This is a genomic window from Falsiroseomonas sp. (genome assembly GCF_051859025.1).
In the GTDB taxonomy this organism is placed as follows: domain Bacteria; phylum Pseudomonadota; class Alphaproteobacteria; order Acetobacterales; family Acetobacteraceae; genus Falsiroseomonas.
In genome coordinates this window covers 1-18240 of record NZ_JBHYGL010000017.1, presented here as the reverse complement: position 1 = coordinate 18240, position 18240 = coordinate 1, and the positions used below count along the sequence as shown (strand labels likewise).

At 71.0% G+C, this 18240-nt stretch carries 20 protein-coding genes; 15 read left to right on the top strand and 5 right to left on the bottom strand.

Annotated features, from left to right (window positions below):
* Positions 1 to 4 precede the first annotated feature (4 nt).
* Positions 5 to 1003, top strand: a complete 999-nt coding sequence (locus ACTIE5_RS16455) for a lysine-2,3-aminomutase-like protein (RefSeq protein WP_439550788.1) — start codon at positions 5 to 7, stop codon at positions 1001 to 1003.
* Positions 1004 to 1048: 45 nt separating this feature from the next.
* Here the strand turns inward: ACTIE5_RS16455 and ACTIE5_RS16450 are convergent, their stop codons facing one another.
* Complete coding sequence (locus ACTIE5_RS16450) at positions 1049 to 1966, bottom strand: hypothetical protein (RefSeq protein WP_439550787.1); 918 nt, start codon at positions 1964 to 1966, stop codon at positions 1049 to 1051.
* 130 nt (positions 1967 to 2096) lie between these two features.
* Here ACTIE5_RS16450 and ACTIE5_RS16445 point away from each other — a divergent pair, with 130 nt between their 5' ends.
* From ACTIE5_RS16445 to ACTIE5_RS16395, 11 genes are all read left to right on the top strand, one after another.
* Positions 2097 to 2369: a type II toxin-antitoxin system Phd/YefM family antitoxin gene (locus ACTIE5_RS16445; protein WP_439550786.1), complete on the top strand. Its 273-nt coding sequence runs from the start codon at positions 2097 to 2099 to the stop codon at positions 2367 to 2369.
* A complete protein-coding gene (locus tag ACTIE5_RS16440) occupies positions 2366 to 2794 on the top strand; it encodes a type II toxin-antitoxin system VapC family toxin (protein WP_439550785.1) in 429 nt (142 codons plus the stop codon). The genes ACTIE5_RS16445 and ACTIE5_RS16440 overlap by 4 nt, the downstream gene beginning before the upstream one ends.
* Before the next feature lie 155 nt (positions 2795 to 2949).
* Positions 2950 to 3126, top strand: coding sequence for a hypothetical protein (locus ACTIE5_RS16435; RefSeq protein ID WP_439550784.1), 177 nt, complete (start codon positions 2950 to 2952; stop codon positions 3124 to 3126).
* A 110-nt stretch (positions 3127 to 3236) separates the two neighbouring features.
* Positions 3237 to 3806 (top strand): elongation factor P, encoded by a 570-nt coding sequence (gene efp / locus ACTIE5_RS16430; RefSeq protein ID WP_439550783.1) that lies wholly within the window; start codon positions 3237 to 3239, stop codon positions 3804 to 3806.
* A 114-nt stretch (positions 3807 to 3920) separates the two neighbouring features.
* Complete coding sequence (locus ACTIE5_RS16425) at positions 3921 to 4775, top strand: inositol monophosphatase family protein (RefSeq protein ID WP_439550782.1); 855 nt, start codon at positions 3921 to 3923, stop codon at positions 4773 to 4775.
* Positions 4776 to 4858: 83 nt separating this feature from the next.
* Positions 4859 to 5335, top strand: a complete 477-nt coding sequence (locus ACTIE5_RS16420) for an OmpA family protein (protein WP_439550781.1) — start codon at positions 4859 to 4861, stop codon at positions 5333 to 5335.
* A gap of 5 nt (positions 5336 to 5340) precedes the next feature.
* On the top strand, positions 5341 to 6480 hold the full coding sequence (locus ACTIE5_RS16415; RefSeq protein WP_439550780.1) for a flagellar motor protein MotA: 1140 nt from the start codon (positions 5341 to 5343) through the stop codon (positions 6478 to 6480).
* The gene (locus tag ACTIE5_RS16410; RefSeq protein ID WP_439550779.1) at positions 6480 to 9299 is read left to right on the top strand and encodes a peptidoglycan -binding protein; all 2820 of its coding nucleotides are present in this window, start codon (positions 6480 to 6482) and stop codon (positions 9297 to 9299) included. The genes ACTIE5_RS16415 and ACTIE5_RS16410 overlap by 1 nt, the downstream gene beginning before the upstream one ends.
* Before the next feature lie 46 nt (positions 9300 to 9345).
* Entirely contained in the window at positions 9346 to 9978 is a 633-nt protein-coding gene (gene upp / locus ACTIE5_RS16405; protein ID WP_439550778.1) for a uracil phosphoribosyltransferase, read from the top strand.
* Entirely contained in the window at positions 9978 to 10826 is an 849-nt protein-coding gene (locus ACTIE5_RS16400; RefSeq protein WP_439550777.1) for an isocitrate lyase/PEP mutase family protein, read from the top strand. The genes upp and ACTIE5_RS16400 overlap by 1 nt, the downstream gene beginning before the upstream one ends.
* A gap of 84 nt (positions 10827 to 10910) precedes the next feature.
* On the top strand, positions 10911 to 12608 hold the full coding sequence (locus ACTIE5_RS16395) for a methyl-accepting chemotaxis protein (protein ID WP_439550776.1): 1698 nt from the start codon (positions 10911 to 10913) through the stop codon (positions 12606 to 12608).
* A gap of 40 nt (positions 12609 to 12648) precedes the next feature.
* Here ACTIE5_RS16395 and ACTIE5_RS16390 read toward each other — a convergent pair whose 3' ends face one another.
* Positions 12649 to 12981, bottom strand: a complete 333-nt coding sequence (locus ACTIE5_RS16390) for a DUF1491 family protein (protein WP_439550775.1) — start codon at positions 12979 to 12981, stop codon at positions 12649 to 12651.
* Positions 12982 to 13103: 122 nt separating this feature from the next.
* Here ACTIE5_RS16390 and ACTIE5_RS16385 point away from each other — a divergent pair, with 122 nt between their 5' ends.
* Complete coding sequence (locus ACTIE5_RS16385) at positions 13104 to 13325, top strand: hypothetical protein (protein WP_092958167.1); 222 nt, start codon at positions 13104 to 13106, stop codon at positions 13323 to 13325.
* 8 nt (positions 13326 to 13333) lie between these two features.
* On the opposite strand, the gene ACTIE5_RS16380 is transcribed toward ACTIE5_RS16385, so the two are convergent.
* Positions 13334 to 13987: a cytochrome b gene (locus ACTIE5_RS16380; RefSeq protein ID WP_439550774.1), complete on the bottom strand. Its 654-nt coding sequence runs from the start codon at positions 13985 to 13987 to the stop codon at positions 13334 to 13336.
* Between the two features lie 67 nt (positions 13988 to 14054).
* Here ACTIE5_RS16380 and ACTIE5_RS16375 point away from each other — a divergent pair, with 67 nt between their 5' ends.
* A complete protein-coding gene (locus ACTIE5_RS16375) occupies positions 14055 to 14975 on the top strand; it encodes a hypothetical protein (protein WP_439550773.1) in 921 nt (306 codons plus the stop codon).
* A gap of 4 nt (positions 14976 to 14979) precedes the next feature.
* On the opposite strand, the gene ACTIE5_RS16370 is transcribed toward ACTIE5_RS16375, so the two are convergent.
* Complete coding sequence (locus tag ACTIE5_RS16370) at positions 14980 to 15963, bottom strand: ketopantoate reductase family protein (protein ID WP_439550772.1); 984 nt, start codon at positions 15961 to 15963, stop codon at positions 14980 to 14982.
* A complete protein-coding gene (locus ACTIE5_RS16365) occupies positions 15960 to 17135 on the bottom strand; it encodes a M20 metallopeptidase family protein (RefSeq protein ID WP_439550771.1) in 1176 nt (391 codons plus the stop codon). Before ACTIE5_RS16365 ends, ACTIE5_RS16370 begins: the two co-directional genes overlap by 4 nt.
* 124 nt (positions 17136 to 17259) lie before the next feature.
* On the opposite strand from ACTIE5_RS16365, the gene ACTIE5_RS16360 reads away from it, so the two are divergent.
* The gene (locus ACTIE5_RS16360; RefSeq protein WP_439550770.1) at positions 17260 to 18240 is read left to right on the top strand and encodes a Bug family tripartite tricarboxylate transporter substrate binding protein; all 981 of its coding nucleotides are present in this window, start codon (positions 17260 to 17262) and stop codon (positions 18238 to 18240) included.

Here is an 18240-nt window from a genome sequence, read left to right as displayed (position 1 = left end):
GATCATGCCCGAAGCCCCTGCCCCAAACCACACCCGCACGCTGCGCGACGCCGCCGGCCTGGCCGATGCCGGCCTGGTGCCCGCCGCCGCCGTGCCGGCGCTGGAGGCCGTGCAGGCCCGCTATTCCATCGCCGTCACGCCGGCCATGGCCCGGCTGATCGACGCCGCCGACCCCGCCGACCCCATCGCCGCGCAATACATCCCCCGCGCCGAGGAACTGGTGACGGCGCCGCATGAATTGCTGGACCCCACGGCCGACGAAGCCTTCACCCCCGTCCCCGGCGTGGTGCATCGCTACCCCGACCGGGCGCTGCTGAAGCCCCTCCTCGCCTGCCCCGTCTATTGCCGCTTCTGCTTCCGGCGAGAGGTCGTCGGCCCCGATGGCGGGCTGCTGACGGAAGCGGAACTGGAGGGCGCGCTTTCCTGGTTCGAACGCACGCCCGCGGTGCGGGAGGCGATCCTGACCGGCGGCGATCCCCTGATGCTGTCGCCGCGGCGCCTCGGCGCCATCCTGTCCCGCCTGGCCGCGATCCCGCATATCGAGGTGCTGCGCATCCACACCCGCGTGCCCGTCGCCGATCCGGGCCGCGTGACGGAGGCTCTGGCCGCGGCGATGGGGACGGAGAAGGCGCTGTTCCTCTGCGTCCATGCCAACCATGCGCGGGAGTTTTCGGTGGAGGCCGCGACGGCGCTGCGAAGGCTGACGCAAGCCGGCGTGGTGCTGCTGGGCCAATCCGTGCTGCTGCGCGGGGTGAATGACAGCGCGCAAGCGCTGGAGGATCTGTTCCGCACCATGCTGCGGCACCGCGTGAAGCCCTACTACCTTCACCAGTTGGACCACGCCCCCGGGACGGCGCGGTTCGAGGTACCGGCGGAGGAAGGCCGCGCGCTGCTCCGCCAACTGCGCCACCGCGTCACCGGGCTCGCCTGGCCGAATTATGTGCAGGAACGGCCAGGCGGCGCGGGCAAGGTGCCGCTCGGGCCGGTGTGGGAGGTGGGTTAACTCCTTCCCCCGGGCTTGCGGGTGAGGTTGGGGGTTATCCCGCCCTCAGACGCCGTACATCCCGCCGACATGCCAGCCGCGATGCGGCAGATCATCCAGGCTGCTGCCATCGAAGAAGATGCGCTTGGCGGCCTTGCCGCCGGGGTCCGTGCCATCGAAGGCCAGGACCTCCTTCGTCGGCATCTCCGCGCAGAATTTCCCTGACGTGATTTCCACCTGCTTCGGCTTGGCGGGCGATGTGCGGTGCTTCTCGATATTCCCCTTGGTGCCCCATTCCGCGAGCCAGAGGTTGTAGGTCGAGCCCTGCACCAGCTCGCATTTCTCCACCAGCGCGATGTGGCGCCAGCGGAAGCCGCGGGAATCCTTCTCCCCGAAGGTGCAGGCGACGGTGCCTTCCGTGACCTTCGCGGCGTCCGTCACCAGCGCCAAAGGCAGGCGGTTGCGGGTGGCGTAGACGTCGGGCGTGGCGCCCGGCAGCTTGTCGCCTTTCCCGTAGCCCATGGCATAGGCGAAGATGGCGGAGGACGGGGAAATGCCGAGCCAGTTGCCGACGAAGGTGTTGCAGTCCAGCCCGAACCACTTCTCCCCATAGGCCTTGGGATTGCCGTTGGTCATGCCGCAGAAATGCGCGAGCCGCACCGCATCCGCGATCTCCTCCGGCGAGGCGCGGCAGGCATAGGCGCGGGAGAGGGAGGCGTCGTACCACTCCTCCGCCGGGTTGATCAGCGAATCATGCCCCTTAATGAAGAAGGGCTGCGACTGCGCCCGCACGGCGGCTGGCGATTTCAGCTTGAGCTTCCCGGCGAGCTTGGAGAGCAGGACGTAGTATTCGGTCTGGTTCTCCGGCGTCCATCCGTTGACGTAGCGCTGGATGTCGAGCGTGACGGAGATGCCGAGGCACTGATCGATGATGGGGATGGCGTGATAGAGGCCAGCATAGGCGGCGGGGGAGTAGTAGGTCATGGGGGCGGGACCTCCGGCGCCAGGCGGATGGGCGGCGCGGGCAGGCTAGCAGCGGGTGGGTGGGGGAATGTGTTGCGCCTGTTGCGCGGGGCTCCATATGGTCATCTGAAATGACCATAGGAGGTCCCCGGTGCCGACCGCCAAACTCATCAGCGCGACCGAGTTCAAGGCCACCTGCCTCGACCTGCTGGACCGGCTGAATGCCGGGGAGTGGGAGCGCGTCGAGGTGACGAAGCGCGGCAAGGTGGTAGCCGTGGTCACCGCGCCGATGGCGCAACCGGCCGCGGTGGCCGGGCTCCACGGGTTCATGCGCGGCAGCGTCACCATCCCGCCCGGGCTGGACCTGACAGCGCCGGTGGCGGAGGAAGAATTCGGCGCCGCCGAGGGGCTGACCTATCGATGACGGCCGGCGGCGTGCTGCTCGATACCTGCGCGGTGATCTGGTTGGCGGATGGCGCCCCCATGGCGCCCGCCGCCCTTGCGGCCATCCAGCGTGCCGGCGAAGGGCCAGGCATCCACGTCTCGCCCGTTTCGGCCTGGGAGATCGGACTGCTGAGCCGGCCGCGCGGCCAGCGTGCACCGATGGTCTTCACGCCGGACCCGAAGACCTGGTTTGCCCGGCTGATGTCGGCCCCCGGCATCAAGGAAGCGCCGCTGACGCCGGGCATCGCCGTCGATGCCTCATGGCTGCCGGGCGACCTGCATGGCGACCCGGGCGACCGCCTCATCATCGCCACCGCCCGCGATCAGGGCCTGACCGTCATCACGCGGGACCGACTGATCCTGGCCTACGGGGCCGCAGGCCATGTGGGCGTGCTGGGTTGCTAAGGCCGCTTCGGGAATGACCTCGGGAGGCATGGCCGCCGCCTGGCCGCTGGGGCTTCGCGACGCGCCGGTTCGTCGTCATCATCGCCGGCTCGCTGCTGTGCGCTGCCCTGGCCGGCGGCGCTGTCCACGAAGCCATGGCTCCAGCCACAGACTTCATGGCCACCTGTCTGGCCGATGACTACGCCCAGGCTTCCGGGGGGCTGGTCCATTGCGAACGGGAACTCGCGCTGGACCACCGGATACAGGCTTGGGGGAGCGCGGCATGTGCGGTGATCGCGTTCGGCTTCGCCCTGCTCCGACTGACGGTCGTCACGGCGATCTGGGACGTCTGACCTACGACCGCGGGCAGCGAGACGCCAAGCCCCGCCGCTTGCCCTCACCTCCCCCACGTTGTATCCGCCCCGTCACACACCACACCCGCTGATCCAGGACGCAGACCGCCATGGCGAAGATGCAGGCCAACCAGATGCGTGCCGGCATGGTCATCGAATTCGAAGGCCAGCGCTACACCATCCTCAAGCAGAACATCATGATCCCGGGCAAGGGCGCGGCCGTCATCCAGGTGGACATGCGCAACATCCGCTCCGGCGCCAAGAAGGACCAGCGCTGGCGCACCGCGGATACTGTCGAACGCCTGACGACCGAGGACAAGGAATTCACCTTCTCCTACGCGGAAGGCGAGATGCTGGTCCTCATGGACCCTGAGTCCTACGAACAGACCCAGGTGCCGAAGGAGATCCTCGGCGATCGCCTGCCCTTCCTTGTCGAGAACATGACGGTGAACGTCCGCCTGATCGAAGGCGAGCCCGTCTCCATGGACCTGCCGGAACAGGTGGTGCTGGAAGTCGTGGAGGCTGACCCCGTCGTGAAGGGCCAGACCGCCGCTTCCTCCTACAAGCCGGCCGTGCTCTCCAACGGCATCAAGACCATGGTCCCCCCCTTCATCACGGTCGGCGAGCGGATCGTGGTGAAGACCGAGGACGGGTCCTACTACGAGCGCGCCAAGGGCTGACGCCCCGCCCTGGCCGCAAGCCAGGGCACCCGAACCGCCTGCCCGGCCCGCCCCTCGCACAGGGGGCGGGCCGTTCCGCTCTTTCCACCCCTTCATCCGGACCCCGCCCGCCCCATGGCCGTATCCCCTCGCCTCTCCCCCGCCATGTCCGTCGTCGTCGGCGCCGTCCAGAAAGCCGCCCGCCGGCTGCTGCGCGATTTCGGAGAGGTCGAGAACCTCCAGGTGACGTCGAAGGGCCCGGGCGATTTCGTCAGCCAGGCCGATTTCCGCGCCGAGCAGACGCTGCGGGAGGAACTGTCCCGCGCCCGCCCCGGCTGGGCATTCCTCGGCGAGGAAGGCGGCCAGGCCGAGGGCGATTGGGAATGGCGCTGGGTGGTCGATCCACTCGACGGCACCACCAACTTCCTGCACGGCATCCCGCATTGGGCGATCTCGGTGGGCATCGAGAAGCGGCTCGGCCCGGACCAGACCGAACTCGTCGGCGGCTGCATCTACAACCCCGCGGGGAATGAGCTCTTCTGGGCCGAGAAGGGCATGGGCGCCTACCTGAACGACAAGCGGCTGCGCGTGTCGGCGCGGCGGGACATGGTTTCCGCCGTCTTCGCCACGGGCATCCCCTTCGCCAAGGTGCAGCGCAAGGCGGAATTCAGCGCGACGCTCGGCCGCCTGATGCCGCAGGTCGCGGGGGTACGGCGCTTCGGTGCCGCGGCGCTCGACCTCGCCTGGGTCGCTGCCGGCCGCTACGACGGGTTCTGGGAACTCGGCCTCAACAAGTGGGACATCGCGGCGGGGCTGGTGATCGTGAAGGAAGCCGGCGGCTTCGTGAGCGACCCCAGCGGCGGCGACCAGCATTATGAGACGGGCGACGTCGTCGTCGGCAACCAGGCGCTGCACCCGAAGCTGCGGGAAGTGGTGGCGGAGGGTATCGCCGCCGCCCAGGCCGCCCGCGCCAGTATCGCGGAGCGGTAGCCACCGCAGCGCGGAGCGCTGACAGGGGCGTCAATTCCGGTCTGGTGATTCCGCCGGGCCGGAACTTCATCTAGGGTGCTGGGATGCTCACGCGCCGCGTCCTTCTGGCCGCCCTCACGGCCCCGCTCCTGCCCGCGCTGCCGGCGCGCGCGCAGCATCGCGCGGCGCCGCCCCCACCGCTGGCCCTGCCGGCCGGCATGTCGCCGCTGCGGGATGGGGCCTACCGCGTTGCCTTCCTCGTCGGCCAGTCGGGCCTGCAGGCGGGCATGGCACCGACGCTGGCGGAAATCGGCCGGCGGCTGGCCGCCGCCCACGCCCAGGGTTCCGGCCGCATCACCATCGAAGGCCATGCCAGCGGCCCGGTGGCCGATGCTTCCGCCGCGCGACGCGTCAGCCTGGCCCGCGCGACGGCGGTGCGGGATGCGCTGGTGGCGGGCGGGCTGGAGGAGACGCGGATCGATGTCCGTGCCCTCGGCCGCACCAATGCCGCGCTGGACGCTGCCGATATCCTGCCCCCCGGCGCGGTCCGCGCCGGCGAACGCCGACCCGGGAGAAGCTGATCCGCATGACCAGCCCGACCACCTTCCTCTGGCGCATGCTCGGCTTCCTCGGCGCCGTCGCCGTGCTGGTCGTGCTGCTGTCGGGCGAACTCGCCCACGCCTTCGCCGCCAACATCCTGCTGAACAGCGTCATCGCCGCGGTGCTGATGCTGGGCATCGGCTGGAACATCCGCCAGGTGCTGTCCCTGACGCGGGAAGTGGAATGGCTGGAGGGGTTCAGGAACCCCGCCACGGCCGGCACGCCGGACCGCGCGCCGCGGCTGCTGGCGCCCATGGCCAGCATGTTCGCGCAGCGCCGGTCGGAACGGCTGACGCTGTCCGCCCAGGCCATGCGCAGCGTGCTGGACGGCATCGAATCCCGCCTGGATGAGAGCCGGGAACTTTCGCGCTACGGGACGGGGCTGCTGATCTTCCTCGGCCTGCTCGGCACCTTCTGGGGCCTGCTGCTGACGATCGGCTCCGTCTCCGACGTCATCACCAACATGTCGGTCGGCTCCGGCGACATCAACCAGCTGTTCAACCAGCTGAAGCAGGGGCTGGCGGAGCCGCTTCGCGGCATGTCGATCGCCTTCTCCTCATCCATGCTCGGGCTGGCCGGCGCGCTGGTGCTGGGCTTCCTCGACCTGCAGGCCGGCCAGGCGCAAAGCCGCTTCTATGTGGAGCTGGAGGATTGGCTGGCCTCCTCCACGCGGCTGTCCAGCGGTTCGCTGGGCGGCGACGGCGAAGGCTCCATGCCCGCCTATGTCCAGGCGCTGCTGGAACAAAGCGCCGAGAACATGGAGGAACTGCACCGCGCCATCGCCCGTGGCGAGGAAGGACGCGTGCAGTCGAACCAGGCGCTGATGACGCTGACGGAGCGGCTTTCGATCCTGGCCGACCAGATGCGCGCGGCGCAGGTGCTGATGTCCCGCATGGCGGAAAGCCAGGCGACGCTGGCGCCCACGCTCGCCCGCATGGCCGAAGCCACCGCGAATGGCGCGCTGGATGAGGCAAGCCGCGGCCATATCCGCAACCAGGAACTCTACCTGGCCCGGATCCTGGAGGAGATGACCCAGGGCCGCATGCAGGCGACGAGCGAGATCCGGAACGAGATCAAGGTCCTGGCGCGCACCATTGCCGCCCTCGCCGAAGAACCCCCGCGCTGATGGCACTCCGGCGCAGGCGCAAGGGCGGTGGCGGGCTGGAGGCATGGCCGGGCTATGTGGACGCGCTGTCCACGCTGCTCATGGTCATCATCTTCGTCCTGCTCGTCTTCGTGCTGGCGCAGGGCTTCCTTTCCGTCGCGCTGTCGTCGCGCGACCGGGCGCTGGAACGGCTGAACCGGCAAGTCAGCGAACTCTCCGAATTGCTGGCGCTGGAACGCGGGCAGGCGGAGGAACTGCGCACCGGGCTCTCCCGCACCGCGGAGGAACTGCGCGCGAGCAGCGCGGCGCGGGAGGCGCTGGCCCGCAACTTCTCCGTGCTGCGGGAGGAACGGGACCGCCTGGCGGCGGAACGCGAAGCGACACGGGCGGAACGCGATCGCCTGTCTGCCCGCATCGCGGATCTGGAACTCGCCGCCGGTGGCGGTGCCGCGCGCATCGCGGAACTCGAAGGGCGTCTGGCGGAGGCGCTGGCGCGGGCCGAGGCCGCGGGCGGCGATGCCGCGGCCACCGTCCGCACCCTGACCGACGCGCAGCGCCTGCTGGCGGCGGAGCGTGCGGCGCTGGAGGCCGTGCGCCGGGACCTGGCGGCGGCGCGCGACCAATCCACCGCCCTTGCGCGCGACCTGGCGCAGGAACGTGGCACGCGGGAGGCGACGCAGCGCGACCTCGCCCAGGAACGCACGACGCGGGAAGCGACGCAGCGTGACCTCGCCATGGCGCGGAACGAGATCACGGCGCTGTCGGGCAACCTGACCGCCGAACGGGACCAGCGCACGCAGCGCGAACGCGAATTGGCGCAGGCGCGCGACCAGGGCCAGGCGCTGGCGCGCGACCTGGCCGCCACGCGCCAGGCGCGCGACACCGCGACGGAATCGCTGGAAGCCCGCCGCCGGGAAGCCGAGGCGCTGGCCCGCGACCTCGCCGCCGCCCGCGCGTCTCTGGCCGCCGCGCAGCGGGATATCGCGACCTTGCGGGAGGAAGCGGCCGCGCTGGACCGCACCGTCCGCGCCGATCGCGCGACGATCGAGGCGCGGCTGTCCGACATCGCCCGGCTGACCGACCAGATCCGCGGCCTGGAAGCCCTGCGGGACCAGATGGAACGCCAGGCGGCGGCGGCCATGGCACGCGCCGGCGATGAGGAAAGGCTGCGCGGCACGGCGGAAGCGGCACTGGGGGAGGCTCAGCGCCTGCTCGCCAACGTCACCGGCCGCGCCACGACTGCTGAGAGGGAGGCTGCCGAAGCCGCGGCGCGCGCCAGCGCCGCCCATCGCGCAGCTGCCGAAGCGGCCGCCCGCACCGCCGCCGCCGAACGCCTGGCCGGGGAGGCGCGGCAGGGCGCCGGCGTCGCGGAAGCACGCAGCGCCGCGGCCGAACGCGTGGCCCAGGAATCGCAGCGCGCCGCCCAGGATGCCGATCGGGCGCGGGCCGCCGCCACGCTCCTCGCGACGGAGGCCAGCCGCCGCGTGCAGGATGCCGAACGCTCCCGCACCGCCGCCGATGGGCAGGCCGCCGAATATGCCCGCCTGTCCGAAAGCGCCCGCACCCAGGTCGCGCTGCTGACGCGCCAGCTGGAGGCGCTGCGCGCCGAACTCGCCCGCGTCGCCGCGACGCTGGAAGCGGAGGAGAATGCAGGCCGGGACAAGGACGCGCAGATCGTCAACCTGGGCGCGCGGCTGAACGCGGCGCTGGCCGCTCGGGTCGAGGAGTTGCAGCAGTATCGCTCCGACTTCTTCGGCCGTCTCCGCCGCGTGCTCGGCGACCGGCCGGAAGTCCGCATCGTCGGTGACCGCTTCGTCTTCCAGTCGGAAGTGCTGTTCCCCGTCGGCGGCGCGGAGTTGTCGCCGGGTGGCCAGGCGCAGATCCGCGACCTTGCCCGCGTGCTGATCGACCTGGCCGGGCAGTTCCCGCCGGACCTCGCCTGGGTGCTGCGCGTCGATGGCCATGCGGATCGCAGCCCGGTGCGCGGCGGTGGCCGCTTCGCCAGCAACTGGGAACTCTCCGCCGCGCGGTCCATCGCGGTCGCGCAATTGCTGATGCAGGAAGGCCTGCCCGCCAACCGCCTGGCCGCCGCCGCCTTCGGCGACACCCAGCCGCTGGATGACCGCGATACGCCCGACGCCTTTGCCCGCAACCGGCGGATCGAGCTGCGCCTGGAAGCCGGGCCCGCCGGCACGCGCGCCGCGGCACCGACGCCGGCACGCAACACGCAGGAAGCGATCCGCGGGCTCGCCTGCGGGCGCGTCGCGGAATTGCAGGGCGGCAGCCTGGTGGCCGGCATCGGGCCGCGTGGCAGCCAGGCCCGGCTCCGCGCCGCGCTGCCGGGCGCCACGCCGCGCCTGGCCGTCGCGGAATTCGACGGCCCCTATTGCCCGGTGCTGGAAGCGCTGCGGCCGGTGGAGCCCTCCGCCGGCGCCGCGGCCATGCGCATCGGCCTCGGCAATGGCAATCCGGTGCGGGAAGGCGATCCGCTGCTCTTCGACGTGGCGCTGCCGGACTGGGCGGCGCATGTCACGCTGGTCTACCTGTCCTCCGACAACAAGGCGGTGACGCTGGAGACGCTGGGCCGGCAGCAGGCCGGGCTGCGGCTTCGCCTCGGCACCCCGCGCCCGAATTTCCCGGGCTGGATGGCGGAGCCGCCCTTCGGCACCGACCTGGTGCTGGCCGTGGCGTCGGAGGCACCGCTTTTCGCCACGCCGCGTCCCATCATCGAACCGGTGCAGGATTTCGCCACCGCGCTGCGTGCTGCCATCGCCGCCGCCCGCGCCGCGGCCCAGCGCGTTTCCGCCGACCTCACGGTGGTCGAGGTCACGCCCCGCTGACCTTCGCCACCTGCATGACGCCACCCCTTTTGCCTGGAAGCCCGAGATGGTCCCGCAACTCCACATCGTCGATCACGCGCTGCTCGCCCATCGCCTGGCCGCGCTGCGCGATGCCGCCACCCCCTCCGCCCGCTTTCGCCGGCTGCTGGCCGAAATCGGCGCGCTGCTGACCATGGAGGCCACGCGCGGCCTGCCGACCGTGATGGCGAAGGTGACGACCCCGCTGACGGAAATGGACCACCGCATGCTGGAGGCACCGGAGCCCGTGCTGGTCGCGGTGCTGCGCGCCGGGCTCGGCCTGATGGAAGGGGGCATGCAGGTTCTGCCGGAAGCCCCTGTCGGCCATGTCGGCCTGGTGCGGGACGAACACACGCTGAAGCCGAGCCAGTACATGCTGCGCATGCCGCCGGAGGTGAAGACGCGCGGCGCCATCCTGTTCGACCCCATGCTGGCCACCGGCGGCAGTGCCATCGCGGCGGTGCAGCGGGTGAAGGAAGCGGGCGCGCCGCATCTGCGCTTCGTCTGCGTCGTGGCCGCGCCGGAAGGGGTCGCGAAACTCGCGGCCGCGCATCCGGACGTGCCGATCTTCACGGCGGCGCTGGATGAGAAGCTGGACCATCGCGGCTTCATCGTCCCCGGCCTTGGCGATGCCGGGGACCGCTGCTTCGGCACGGAATGATGGACCCCTTCGCAGAGCGGCGCGCCGCCTTCCGGGCGCTGCACGCGGAAGGCTGCTTCCTGCTGCCCAACCCCTGGGATGCCGGCAGCGCCCGCTACCTGGCGGGCCAGGGCTTCAAGGCGCTGGCCACGACCAGCAGCGGCGCCGCCTGGGCGCGCGGCCTGGCGGACGGGGCTCTCGACCTCGATGCCACGCTGGCAGCCATCGCGGAGATCGTGGCCGCCACCGACCTGCCGGTGAACGCGGATTTCGGCCATGGCTTCGGGGAGGGCGCGGCCAAGGTGGCCGAAGCCGTAACGCGCTGCGTCGCGACCGGCGTCGCGGGATTGTCGGTGGAGGATGCGACCGGCGATCCGGCCCGGCCGCTCTTCCCGCTCACCGAGTCGGTTGCGCGGCTGCGCGTGGCGCGGGATGCCATCGACGCATCAGGCGCCGATGTCATGCTGGTGGGCCGGGCGGAGTGTTTCCTCACCGGTCATCCGGACCCGCTGCTCGAATCGCTCCTCCGCATCACCGCCTACCGCGATGCGGGGGCGGATGTGATCTATGTGCCCGGGCTGACGACCGCGTCACAGATCGAATCGGTGGTGCGCGTCGCGGGGCCCTGCCCCGTCAATGTCCTTGTCCATCGCCCGATCGGGCTCTCCATGGCCGATCTCGCGGCGCTCGGTGTGCGTCGTGTCAGCATCGGCGGCGCCCTGGCGGCCATCGCCTGGCGCGCCGTGACAGAAGCGGCGACACGGCTGATGCAGGGCGACCTGGATGCGCTGGGCGCCCGCATGCCCGGTGGTGATCTGGACAAATTTTTCGCTTGGCGTGGACAATCATCCACAAATCCCACGGAGTAAGACAGCGTCAACACGCGCCTCGGCAAAAGAAACGCAGTCCTGGGACAACTCGTCCCGGTTGACGATGAACGCCGAGGTCCACCCGTGCTCACGCAACTGAACCGCATCCGTCTTCTGCCCAAGCTTCTGGCTGCCATCGCGCTGGTGGGGGCGGTGGCCGCGCTGCTGGGCTGGAACGCCTACAGCGCATCGAAGGACATCGAGGCGCGGTCCATCGCGAACCGCGTCGCCACCGAACGCGTCTTCGCCGCCGGGCGCGCCACCAGCAACCTACTGTCCTACGCCCGCGCCGTGGAATTCCTGCCGATCGACCTGCCCGCCGAACGCCGCGAGACCTTCGAACGGACGATGGAGCGTGAACGCGCCATGCTGGGCGAGAGGCTGGATGAGGTGGCCCGCAGCGCGTCCACCCAAGGCCAGGCCGATCTGCGTACGTTGCGCGGCATGCTGGACATCTACGAACCGATCGCCAACCGGATCCGCGACCTTTCGCGCACCGGCAGCCTGGATGAGGCCGGGCGACTGGCGCTCGACGCGGCGCGAAGCGTTGGCGAGGCCCGGACCCTGCTTCGCCAGATCGAGGAACGCGCCGCCGCCCAGTCCCAGACGCAATACGAGGAAGCGGACCGCGTGCTGGACGGGATCGGGCACACGGCCCTTTTCTCCGTCGGCATCGGCGTGCCGGTCACGCTGCTGCTGGCGGGGCTGATGATCTTGCTGACGGTGATCCGTCCGCTCGCTGCGCTGACCGCCTCCCTCGCTCGAATCGCCGATGGCAAGCTGGACCAGCCCGTGCCGGGCACCGAGCGTGGCGACGAACTCGGCGGCATGGCCCTGGCGGTCGAGGCGCTCAAGCAGAACTCCATCCGTGCCCGCGAACTGGAAGCGGAAGCCGCCGAGGCGCGCGAAGCCGCGAGCCGTGAACGCCGCGCCACGACGCTGCAACTCGCGGAGCAGATCGAAAGCTCCCTCGGCGCCGTCGCCGCCACGCTCGGCGCCGCGGCGACGCAGCTCGATGCCTCCGCCACCACGGTCGGGCAGACGGCGATCCATACGCAGGAACAGACCGCCGGCGCCGCTTCCGGCGCGCAGCAGGCCAGCAATTCGGTGCAGACCGTGGCCGCGGCGGCGGAAGAGCTTTCCGCCACCGTGTCGGAGATCGCCCGCCAGGTCGCTTCCTCAGCCGCCGCGACCGGCGAAGCCGCCGACCGCGCCCGTGCGACGGACCAGACCGTGGCCGCGCTGGCTGACGGCGCGCGCAAGATCGGGGAGGTGACGCGCCTGATCGGCGACATCGCCGGCCAGACCAACCTGCTGGCCCTCAACGCGACCATCGAGGCCGCGCGTGCCGGCGAGGCCGGCAAGGGCTTCGCCGTGGTGGCCGGGGAGGTGAAGACCCTTGCCGCCCAGACCGCCCGCGCGACGGAGGAGGTGAACCGCCAGATCGCCGACATCCAGGCCACGACCCGCGCGGCAGTGGACGCCATCCGCGGCATCGGGGAAGCGGTGGACAAGGCCAGCACCACCGCCACCGCCATCGCTTCCGCGGTCGAGGAACAGGGCGCGGCGACGCGGGAGATTGCCCGCGCGGCGAATGACGCGGCGGTCGGCACGCGAACTGTCTCCGGCGGCATCGCCGGCGTGGGTGATGCGGCTCGGGACGCGGTCACGGCGCTGCAGGAAGTGAAGCGCGCCAGCACCGAGGTCGCCCGCCAGGGCGAGGCGCTGAAGGGCGCGATCGGCAACCTGACCAGCCAGCTCCGCCGCCAAGCCGCGGCCTGAACCGGCAGGCCCCTCCCCCGCGCAGGCGGGGGCGGGGCCTCTACAGGATCGTCGCCTCGAAGGGTGTCTTCAGGTCCGGGGCGTCGAACTCCACCACCCAGAGATCCGGGTCCCGCTTCACCTGGCGCTCCACATAGGCATCGGCCGCCTGGTCATCGACCGGCGCCGGCCCGGTGCCGCGCAGCCAGGCGGGACGGCCTTCCGCGTCCCGCACCTGGGACAGGACGATGATCCCCTCCCTGCCCCGCAGCACGCAGAGGATGCCACCCGAATCCGGGTCCCCCTTGCGCAGCACTGCGCCCGACCGTCCGGCGATGTCGGACAGGCGCAATGCCATCGAAACCCAAATGCCGGCCTTCACGCGTGGATCCATGGGGCCGCACCCTCGGCCCGTCGGGCGCCGCAGGCAAGCCGTGATGCGCACCCACCCGCCGGGCCCTTGCGAAGCCGGCCGCGCCACGCCATTCACTCACGCGAAAGGGAGTGCCCCAGCCCATGGCGAAGCCGCAGGAACTGACCGAAGGCCAGCGCGCCTATGAGGCGAAGCGCGCCGCGAAGGCCGGCATGACACTCGAGAAGTGGCTGGCCGAGAAGGACCGCCGCGCGAAGCTGGAAGCAGCCGAAGCCGCGAAGGTGGCGGAGGCCGAGAAGCCGCCCGCGCCCAAGGGCTGGTTCGGCCGCCTGCTCGACAAGGCCCATCAGCCGCTCAAGAAGTAGTTCCCGCCTTACAACATCCGCATCAGCGTGCCGTCCTTGCGGATGGCATGGTGGAAGATGGCGCCGCCGATATGGGCGGCCAGCAGGGGCAGGAACAGCCAGCCGATGATGCTGTGCCCCCAGTGCAGCACGGTCGCCAGGGTTGCCCAGGGTTCCATGAATTTCGGCAGGTCGATGAAGCCCAGGAAGGCCGTGGCGCCCTGCTGCGGAAAACCATAGGCATTGGTGGTGAAGAAGCCGAGCAGGGGCTGCAGGATCAGCGCCGCGTAAAGCGCGTGATGCACGCCGGCCGCGGCGGCGCGCATGGAAGCCGGCAGGTGGTCCGGCAGCGCGGGCGGGCGGCTGATGCCCCGCCAGGCCAGCCGCGCCACCGCCAGCCCCAGGATCAGCAGGCCGATGCTTTCATGCAGCGCGTAGAAGGCCATCTTCGGATCATCCTTGATGAAGCGGATGACCAGGCCGGAAGCCAGCGCCAGCCCCATCAGCGGCACCGTGACCCAGTGGAACAGTTTTGCGAGCGCGGAATACTGGCCGTCAGGGTGAACCGAATCCTGGCCGCGGAGCGGCTGGGAATCCTCGCCGCGGAGCGGCTGGGAATCCTCGCCGCGGAGCGGCTGGGAATCCTCGCCGCGAAGGGGCTGAACCCCGCTGGTGCTCGACATCGGACATCCTCTCCCGGCCTCGATGCCACTATGGCATGACCGGGCGCAGCCATTGGAAGCGAAAGCCGTGATCGCCGCCCATGCGGATTGGAGCATCAGCCCCGCCAAGCGCTGGATCGCCCTCGCCCGGCGCGGCGATAGCGGCTGGCAGGCGGAGGCACCGCGCCTGGTGGGCGATACCGCATCGCTGCTTCCGACCCTGCTGGCGGAAGGCGTGCCGGTCGCGCTGGGACTCGACCTTCCCCTCGGCGTGCCGCGCGAATGGGCGGCGCAGCGCCCCGAGTCGGGCTTCCGCCAGTTCCTCGCGGGTCTCACCGCGATGCCGGATTTCTTCACGGTCAGCCCGACGCTGGAAACGGTGAGCGCCGCCCGCCCCTTCTACCCCGCCCGCGGCGTGAAGGGCATGACACGCGCCGCCCATGCGGCCGCCATCGGCCTGGGCTCCGCGCAGGGCCTCTCCCGCTGGTGCGACCGCGCGACCGCGCTGCGCCCGGCCGGCGCGCCGGTATTCTGGACGCTGGGCGCCAACCAATCCGGCAAGGCCGCCATCAGCGCCTGGCGGGACTGGCTGGCCCCTGCCCTGGCCAACCGCGCCCCCATCGCGCTGTGGCCCTTCGATGGGGCGCTGCACGCGCTGCTCGCCCCAGGCCGCGCCGTGTTGGCGGAGGTCTATCCGGCGGAGGCGCTGCGGCAGCTTGGCCTGGTGATGCCCGGCAGCAAGCGGGCCGAAGCCCCCCGCCGCGCCCTGGCCGCGCCACTCGCCGCCGCCATGGCCCGCCTGCGGGTGGAGCCCTCCCCGGCGCTGGTGGCGATGATGCAGGCCGGCTTCGGCGCCGATGCGGCCGGGGAGGACCGGATGGATTGCGTGCTCGGCCTGCTGGCGATGATCGCCGTGCTGGATGGGCGGCAGCCCGACCATGTGCCCGACGACCCCTGGATCCGCAGCTGGGAAGGCTGGGTGCTGGGGCAGGTGGAAATGCCGCGCTGAATCGCTACCCGATCGGCGGATAAAGGCCCTCGCCGCGCGCCGCCTGCTTCACCAGCGCCACCAGCAGCGACAGGTTGGGCACGCTCGCCCCCGTGAGGCCCGCCAGTTTCAGCGGCAGGCCGAACAGCGCATCGATTTCCATCGGCCGGCCCAGTTCAAGGTCCTGCAGGATGGACGGCTTGTGCTGCATGTTGCTGGCCGCGACGCGATCGATCACGTCGTCGGGAATGGCGATGCCGAGGGAGGCCGCGATGCCGCGCCCTTCCTCCGCCACCGTCCGCGCCATGGCGCGCAGTTCCGGATCCGCCAGGCTGTCCCGCACGCCACGGCGCGTCAGCGCGCAGATGGGGCCGGAGGACAGGTTGCCGAGCAGCTTCGCCCAGACCGCCGCACGGATGTCGGGCGTGACGGGCGATGGCATGCCGCCGGCTTCCAGCACCCCGGACAGCGCCTTCGCTCGGTCGCTGACGCTGCCATCGGGTTCGCCCAGGATGACGCGGATATTGCCGTGTTCGGATCGCACCACGCCAGGTGCGATGACCTCCGTCGCGGAATAGACCACGCCGCCGATGGTGCGGCGGATGCCGATGCTGCGTTCCAGCACACCGTCGGGATCGATCTCCGGCAGACGCAGCCCCGCCATGGGGACGTCGCCGGCCAGGAAGTACCACCAGGGAATGCCGTTCATCACGAAGGCCACGGGCGTATCCGGCCCCAGCAGCGGGCCGATGCCCGCCGCGACGGCGGGCAGCGCCGGCGCCTTCACCGTGACCACCACGGCATCCTGCGGGCCGAGTTCGGCAGGATCCGCACTCGCGCGCACGGGCACGACATGCGTGCCGTCATGGGCATGAACGGTCAGGCCATTGGCCTGCATGGCGGCGAGGTGCGCGCCGCGCGCAATCACCGAAACCTCCGCGCCACCGCGCGCCAGCCGCGCCGCCAGATGCCCGCCGATGGCGCCGGCACCGAAGACGCAGACCTTCAAGACAGCAGGTCCAGCGCGGCACGGCTCAGCGCCTGCACGCCAAGGCCGATGCAGCGTTCATCAGGCTGGTACTTGTCGTTGTGCAGTCGGTCGTCGCGCCCCTCCGCACCGCTGCCGATGCGCAATTGGAAGGACGGCGCGCGCGCCGCGAACTCGGCAAAGTCCTCGCTGCCCATGGAGGCCTCGCCTTCCTCCACCACCTCGCCGAACTGCGCGCGCACGGCGGCCATGGTGGGTTCCAGCACGCGATCGTCATTGACCAGCGGCGGCACCTTGCGCTGGTAGTCGAGCGTGCAGGCCACGCGCATTCCCGTCTCCAGCCCCGCCACCAGGCGGCGGATCGCGACCTCCGCCGTTTCGCGCGCCGCCTCGTGCAGCGTCCGCACGGTGCCGCGGAGGTGCACGCGTTCGGGAATGATGTTGTAGGTGGTGCCGCCGGTGAACTGCGCGATCGTGACCACGGCGGGATGCAGCGGCTTCACCTCCCGGCTCACCACCGTCTGCACCTGCGCGACGAAATTCGCGGCGGCGACGATGGGATCGACGGCGGCATAGGGATGCGCCGCATGGCCCGACTTGCCGCGCACGATCAGGTCGAAGCGGTCGGAGGCCGCGAGGCAGGCGCCGCGCGCGAAGCCGAAGGTGCCGACCTTCATGTCGGGATGGTTGTGGAAGCCGAGCGCGAGGTCGATCCCCTCCGCCGCGCCATCGGCGATCATTGCGGCGGCGCCTTCAAGAATCTCCTCCGCCGGCTGGAACACCAGCAGCACGCGGCCGGCGAGTTGCGGCGCCATGTCGCGCAGCACGGCAGCGACGCCGAGCAGCGTGGTGGTGTGGATGTCGTGGCCGCAGGCATGCATCTTGCCGGCGACGGTGCTGGCGTAGGGCAGGCCCGTATCCTCATGGATCGGCAGGGCGTCCATGTCCGCGCGGATGGCGAGCGTCGGGCCTGGCCGCCCGCCTTCGATCACACCGACGACGCCGGTGCGGCCGAGCCCCGCGCGATGCGGTATCGCCAGCCGCGCGAGTTCAGCAGCCACGACACCCGCGGTGCGTGTTTCCTCGAAGGCGAGTTCGGGATGCGCGTGCAGGTCGCGGCGGATCGCGACCAGGGAGGGCTCCATGGCCGAAACGGCTTCCCGGATGCGTCGCCCGGGATCGTTGATGAGCATGGGCGTTGACTCCGCGCAATTTACTGGCGCCATGGTAGGTGAAGAAGTGGTCATGGCAAGAAGCGCCGGCTTGCGAGTGCCGGAAACTGCGTGCCATACGCCTGCCAACGTCCAAGGAGGCCGAATGCCGGGGCTCATCCATCGCCGCGCGTTGATCGCCGGAACCGCTGCCGCGGTAGCCGCGCCATCATTGGTGCGCGCCCAGACATGGCCGTCAGGCTCCATCCGCCTCGTGGTGCCCTTCGCGCCCGGCGGCAGCACGGACCTCAGCGCCCGGCTGGTGGCCGATGGGCTGGCCCAGCGACTGGGCGTTCCTGTCGTGGTCGAGAACCGCCCCGGCGCGGGTGCGACGACAGGCAGCCAGGTGGTCGCTGACGCGGCACCGGACGGCCAGACCCTGGTGATGAGCAACATCGCGAGCCACGCGATCAGCCCCGCCCTCTACGGCAGCCGGGTACGCTACGACGCGGTCCGGTCCTTCACCCACATCGCCATGGTCATCACCAACCCCTCCGTCTGGGTGGTGAACCCGCGAAGCGAGATCGGCAACCTCGCCGACCTCGTCCGCATCGCGAAGACGCGCCGCGGCGGGCTCGACATGGCGTCCTCCGGCGCCGGTTCGTCGAACCACCTCCTGCTGGTCCGGTTCAGCGAGATGGCAGGGATCGACCACACCCACGTGCCCTTCCGCGGCGCCGGCCCGGCGATGACGGCGGTGATCGCGGGCCAGGTGCCGATGATGTCGGACAGCCTTCCCTCCGCCGCGGGCCATGTCCGCCAGGGCAGCGTGCGCGCGATCGCGATGAGCAGCGCGGAACGGCACCCCGCCTTCCCCGATGTGCCGACCTTCCGCGAACAGGGTTTCGACCTGGTCAGCACATCCTGGTTCGCGCTGTCCGGCCCGGCCGGGATGCCAGCGCCGATCGTGGAACGCCTGCACCGGGAGACGATGGCGGTGATCGCCACCCCCGAATCGCGCCAGCGCTTCGCGGAACTGGGCGGCACGCCGGGCGACATGACGACGGCGCAATTCGGCGCCTTCGTCGCCTCCGAGGTTGCGGCATGGGCCCCGGTTGTGCGGACCTCCGGAGCTACGGCAGACTAG

Bases quoted from the DNA above. Each gene is read 5' to 3' on its own strand.
- ACTIE5_RS16455 (WP_439550788.1), top strand. From the start codon at position 5: ATGCCCGAAGCCCCTGCCCCAAACCACACCCGCACGCTGCGCGACGCC.
- ACTIE5_RS16450 (WP_439550787.1), bottom strand. From the start codon at position 1,966: ATGACCTACTACTCCCCCGCCGCCTATGCTGGCCTCTATCACGCCATC.
- ACTIE5_RS16440 (WP_439550785.1), top strand. From the start codon at position 2,366: ATGACGGCCGGCGGCGTGCTGCTCGATACCTGCGCGGTGATCTGGTTG.
- ACTIE5_RS16435 (WP_439550784.1), top strand. From the start codon at position 2,950: ATGGCCACCTGTCTGGCCGATGACTACGCCCAGGCTTCCGGGGGGCTG.
- efp (WP_439550783.1), top strand. From the start codon at position 3,237: ATGGCGAAGATGCAGGCCAACCAGATGCGTGCCGGCATGGTCATCGAA.
- ACTIE5_RS16425 (WP_439550782.1), top strand. From the start codon at position 3,921: ATGGCCGTATCCCCTCGCCTCTCCCCCGCCATGTCCGTCGTCGTCGGC.
- ACTIE5_RS16420 (WP_439550781.1), top strand. From the start codon at position 4,859: ATGCTCACGCGCCGCGTCCTTCTGGCCGCCCTCACGGCCCCGCTCCTG.
- ACTIE5_RS16415 (WP_439550780.1), top strand. From the start codon at position 5,341: ATGACCAGCCCGACCACCTTCCTCTGGCGCATGCTCGGCTTCCTCGGC.
- ACTIE5_RS16410 (WP_439550779.1), top strand. From the start codon at position 6,480: ATGGCACTCCGGCGCAGGCGCAAGGGCGGTGGCGGGCTGGAGGCATGG.
- upp (WP_439550778.1), top strand. From the start codon at position 9,346: ATGGTCCCGCAACTCCACATCGTCGATCACGCGCTGCTCGCCCATCGC.
- ACTIE5_RS16400 (WP_439550777.1), top strand. From the start codon at position 9,978: ATGGACCCCTTCGCAGAGCGGCGCGCCGCCTTCCGGGCGCTGCACGCG.
- ACTIE5_RS16390 (WP_439550775.1), bottom strand. From the start codon at position 12,981: ATGGATCCACGCGTGAAGGCCGGCATTTGGGTTTCGATGGCATTGCGC.
- ACTIE5_RS16385 (WP_092958167.1), top strand. From the start codon at position 13,104: ATGGCGAAGCCGCAGGAACTGACCGAAGGCCAGCGCGCCTATGAGGCG.
- ACTIE5_RS16380 (WP_439550774.1), bottom strand. From the start codon at position 13,987: ATGTCGAGCACCAGCGGGGTTCAGCCCCTTCGCGGCGAGGATTCCCAG.
- ACTIE5_RS16365 (WP_439550771.1), bottom strand. From the start codon at position 17,135: ATGCTCATCAACGATCCCGGGCGACGCATCCGGGAAGCCGTTTCGGCC.
- ACTIE5_RS16360 (WP_439550770.1), top strand. From the start codon at position 17,260: ATGCCGGGGCTCATCCATCGCCGCGCGTTGATCGCCGGAACCGCTGCC.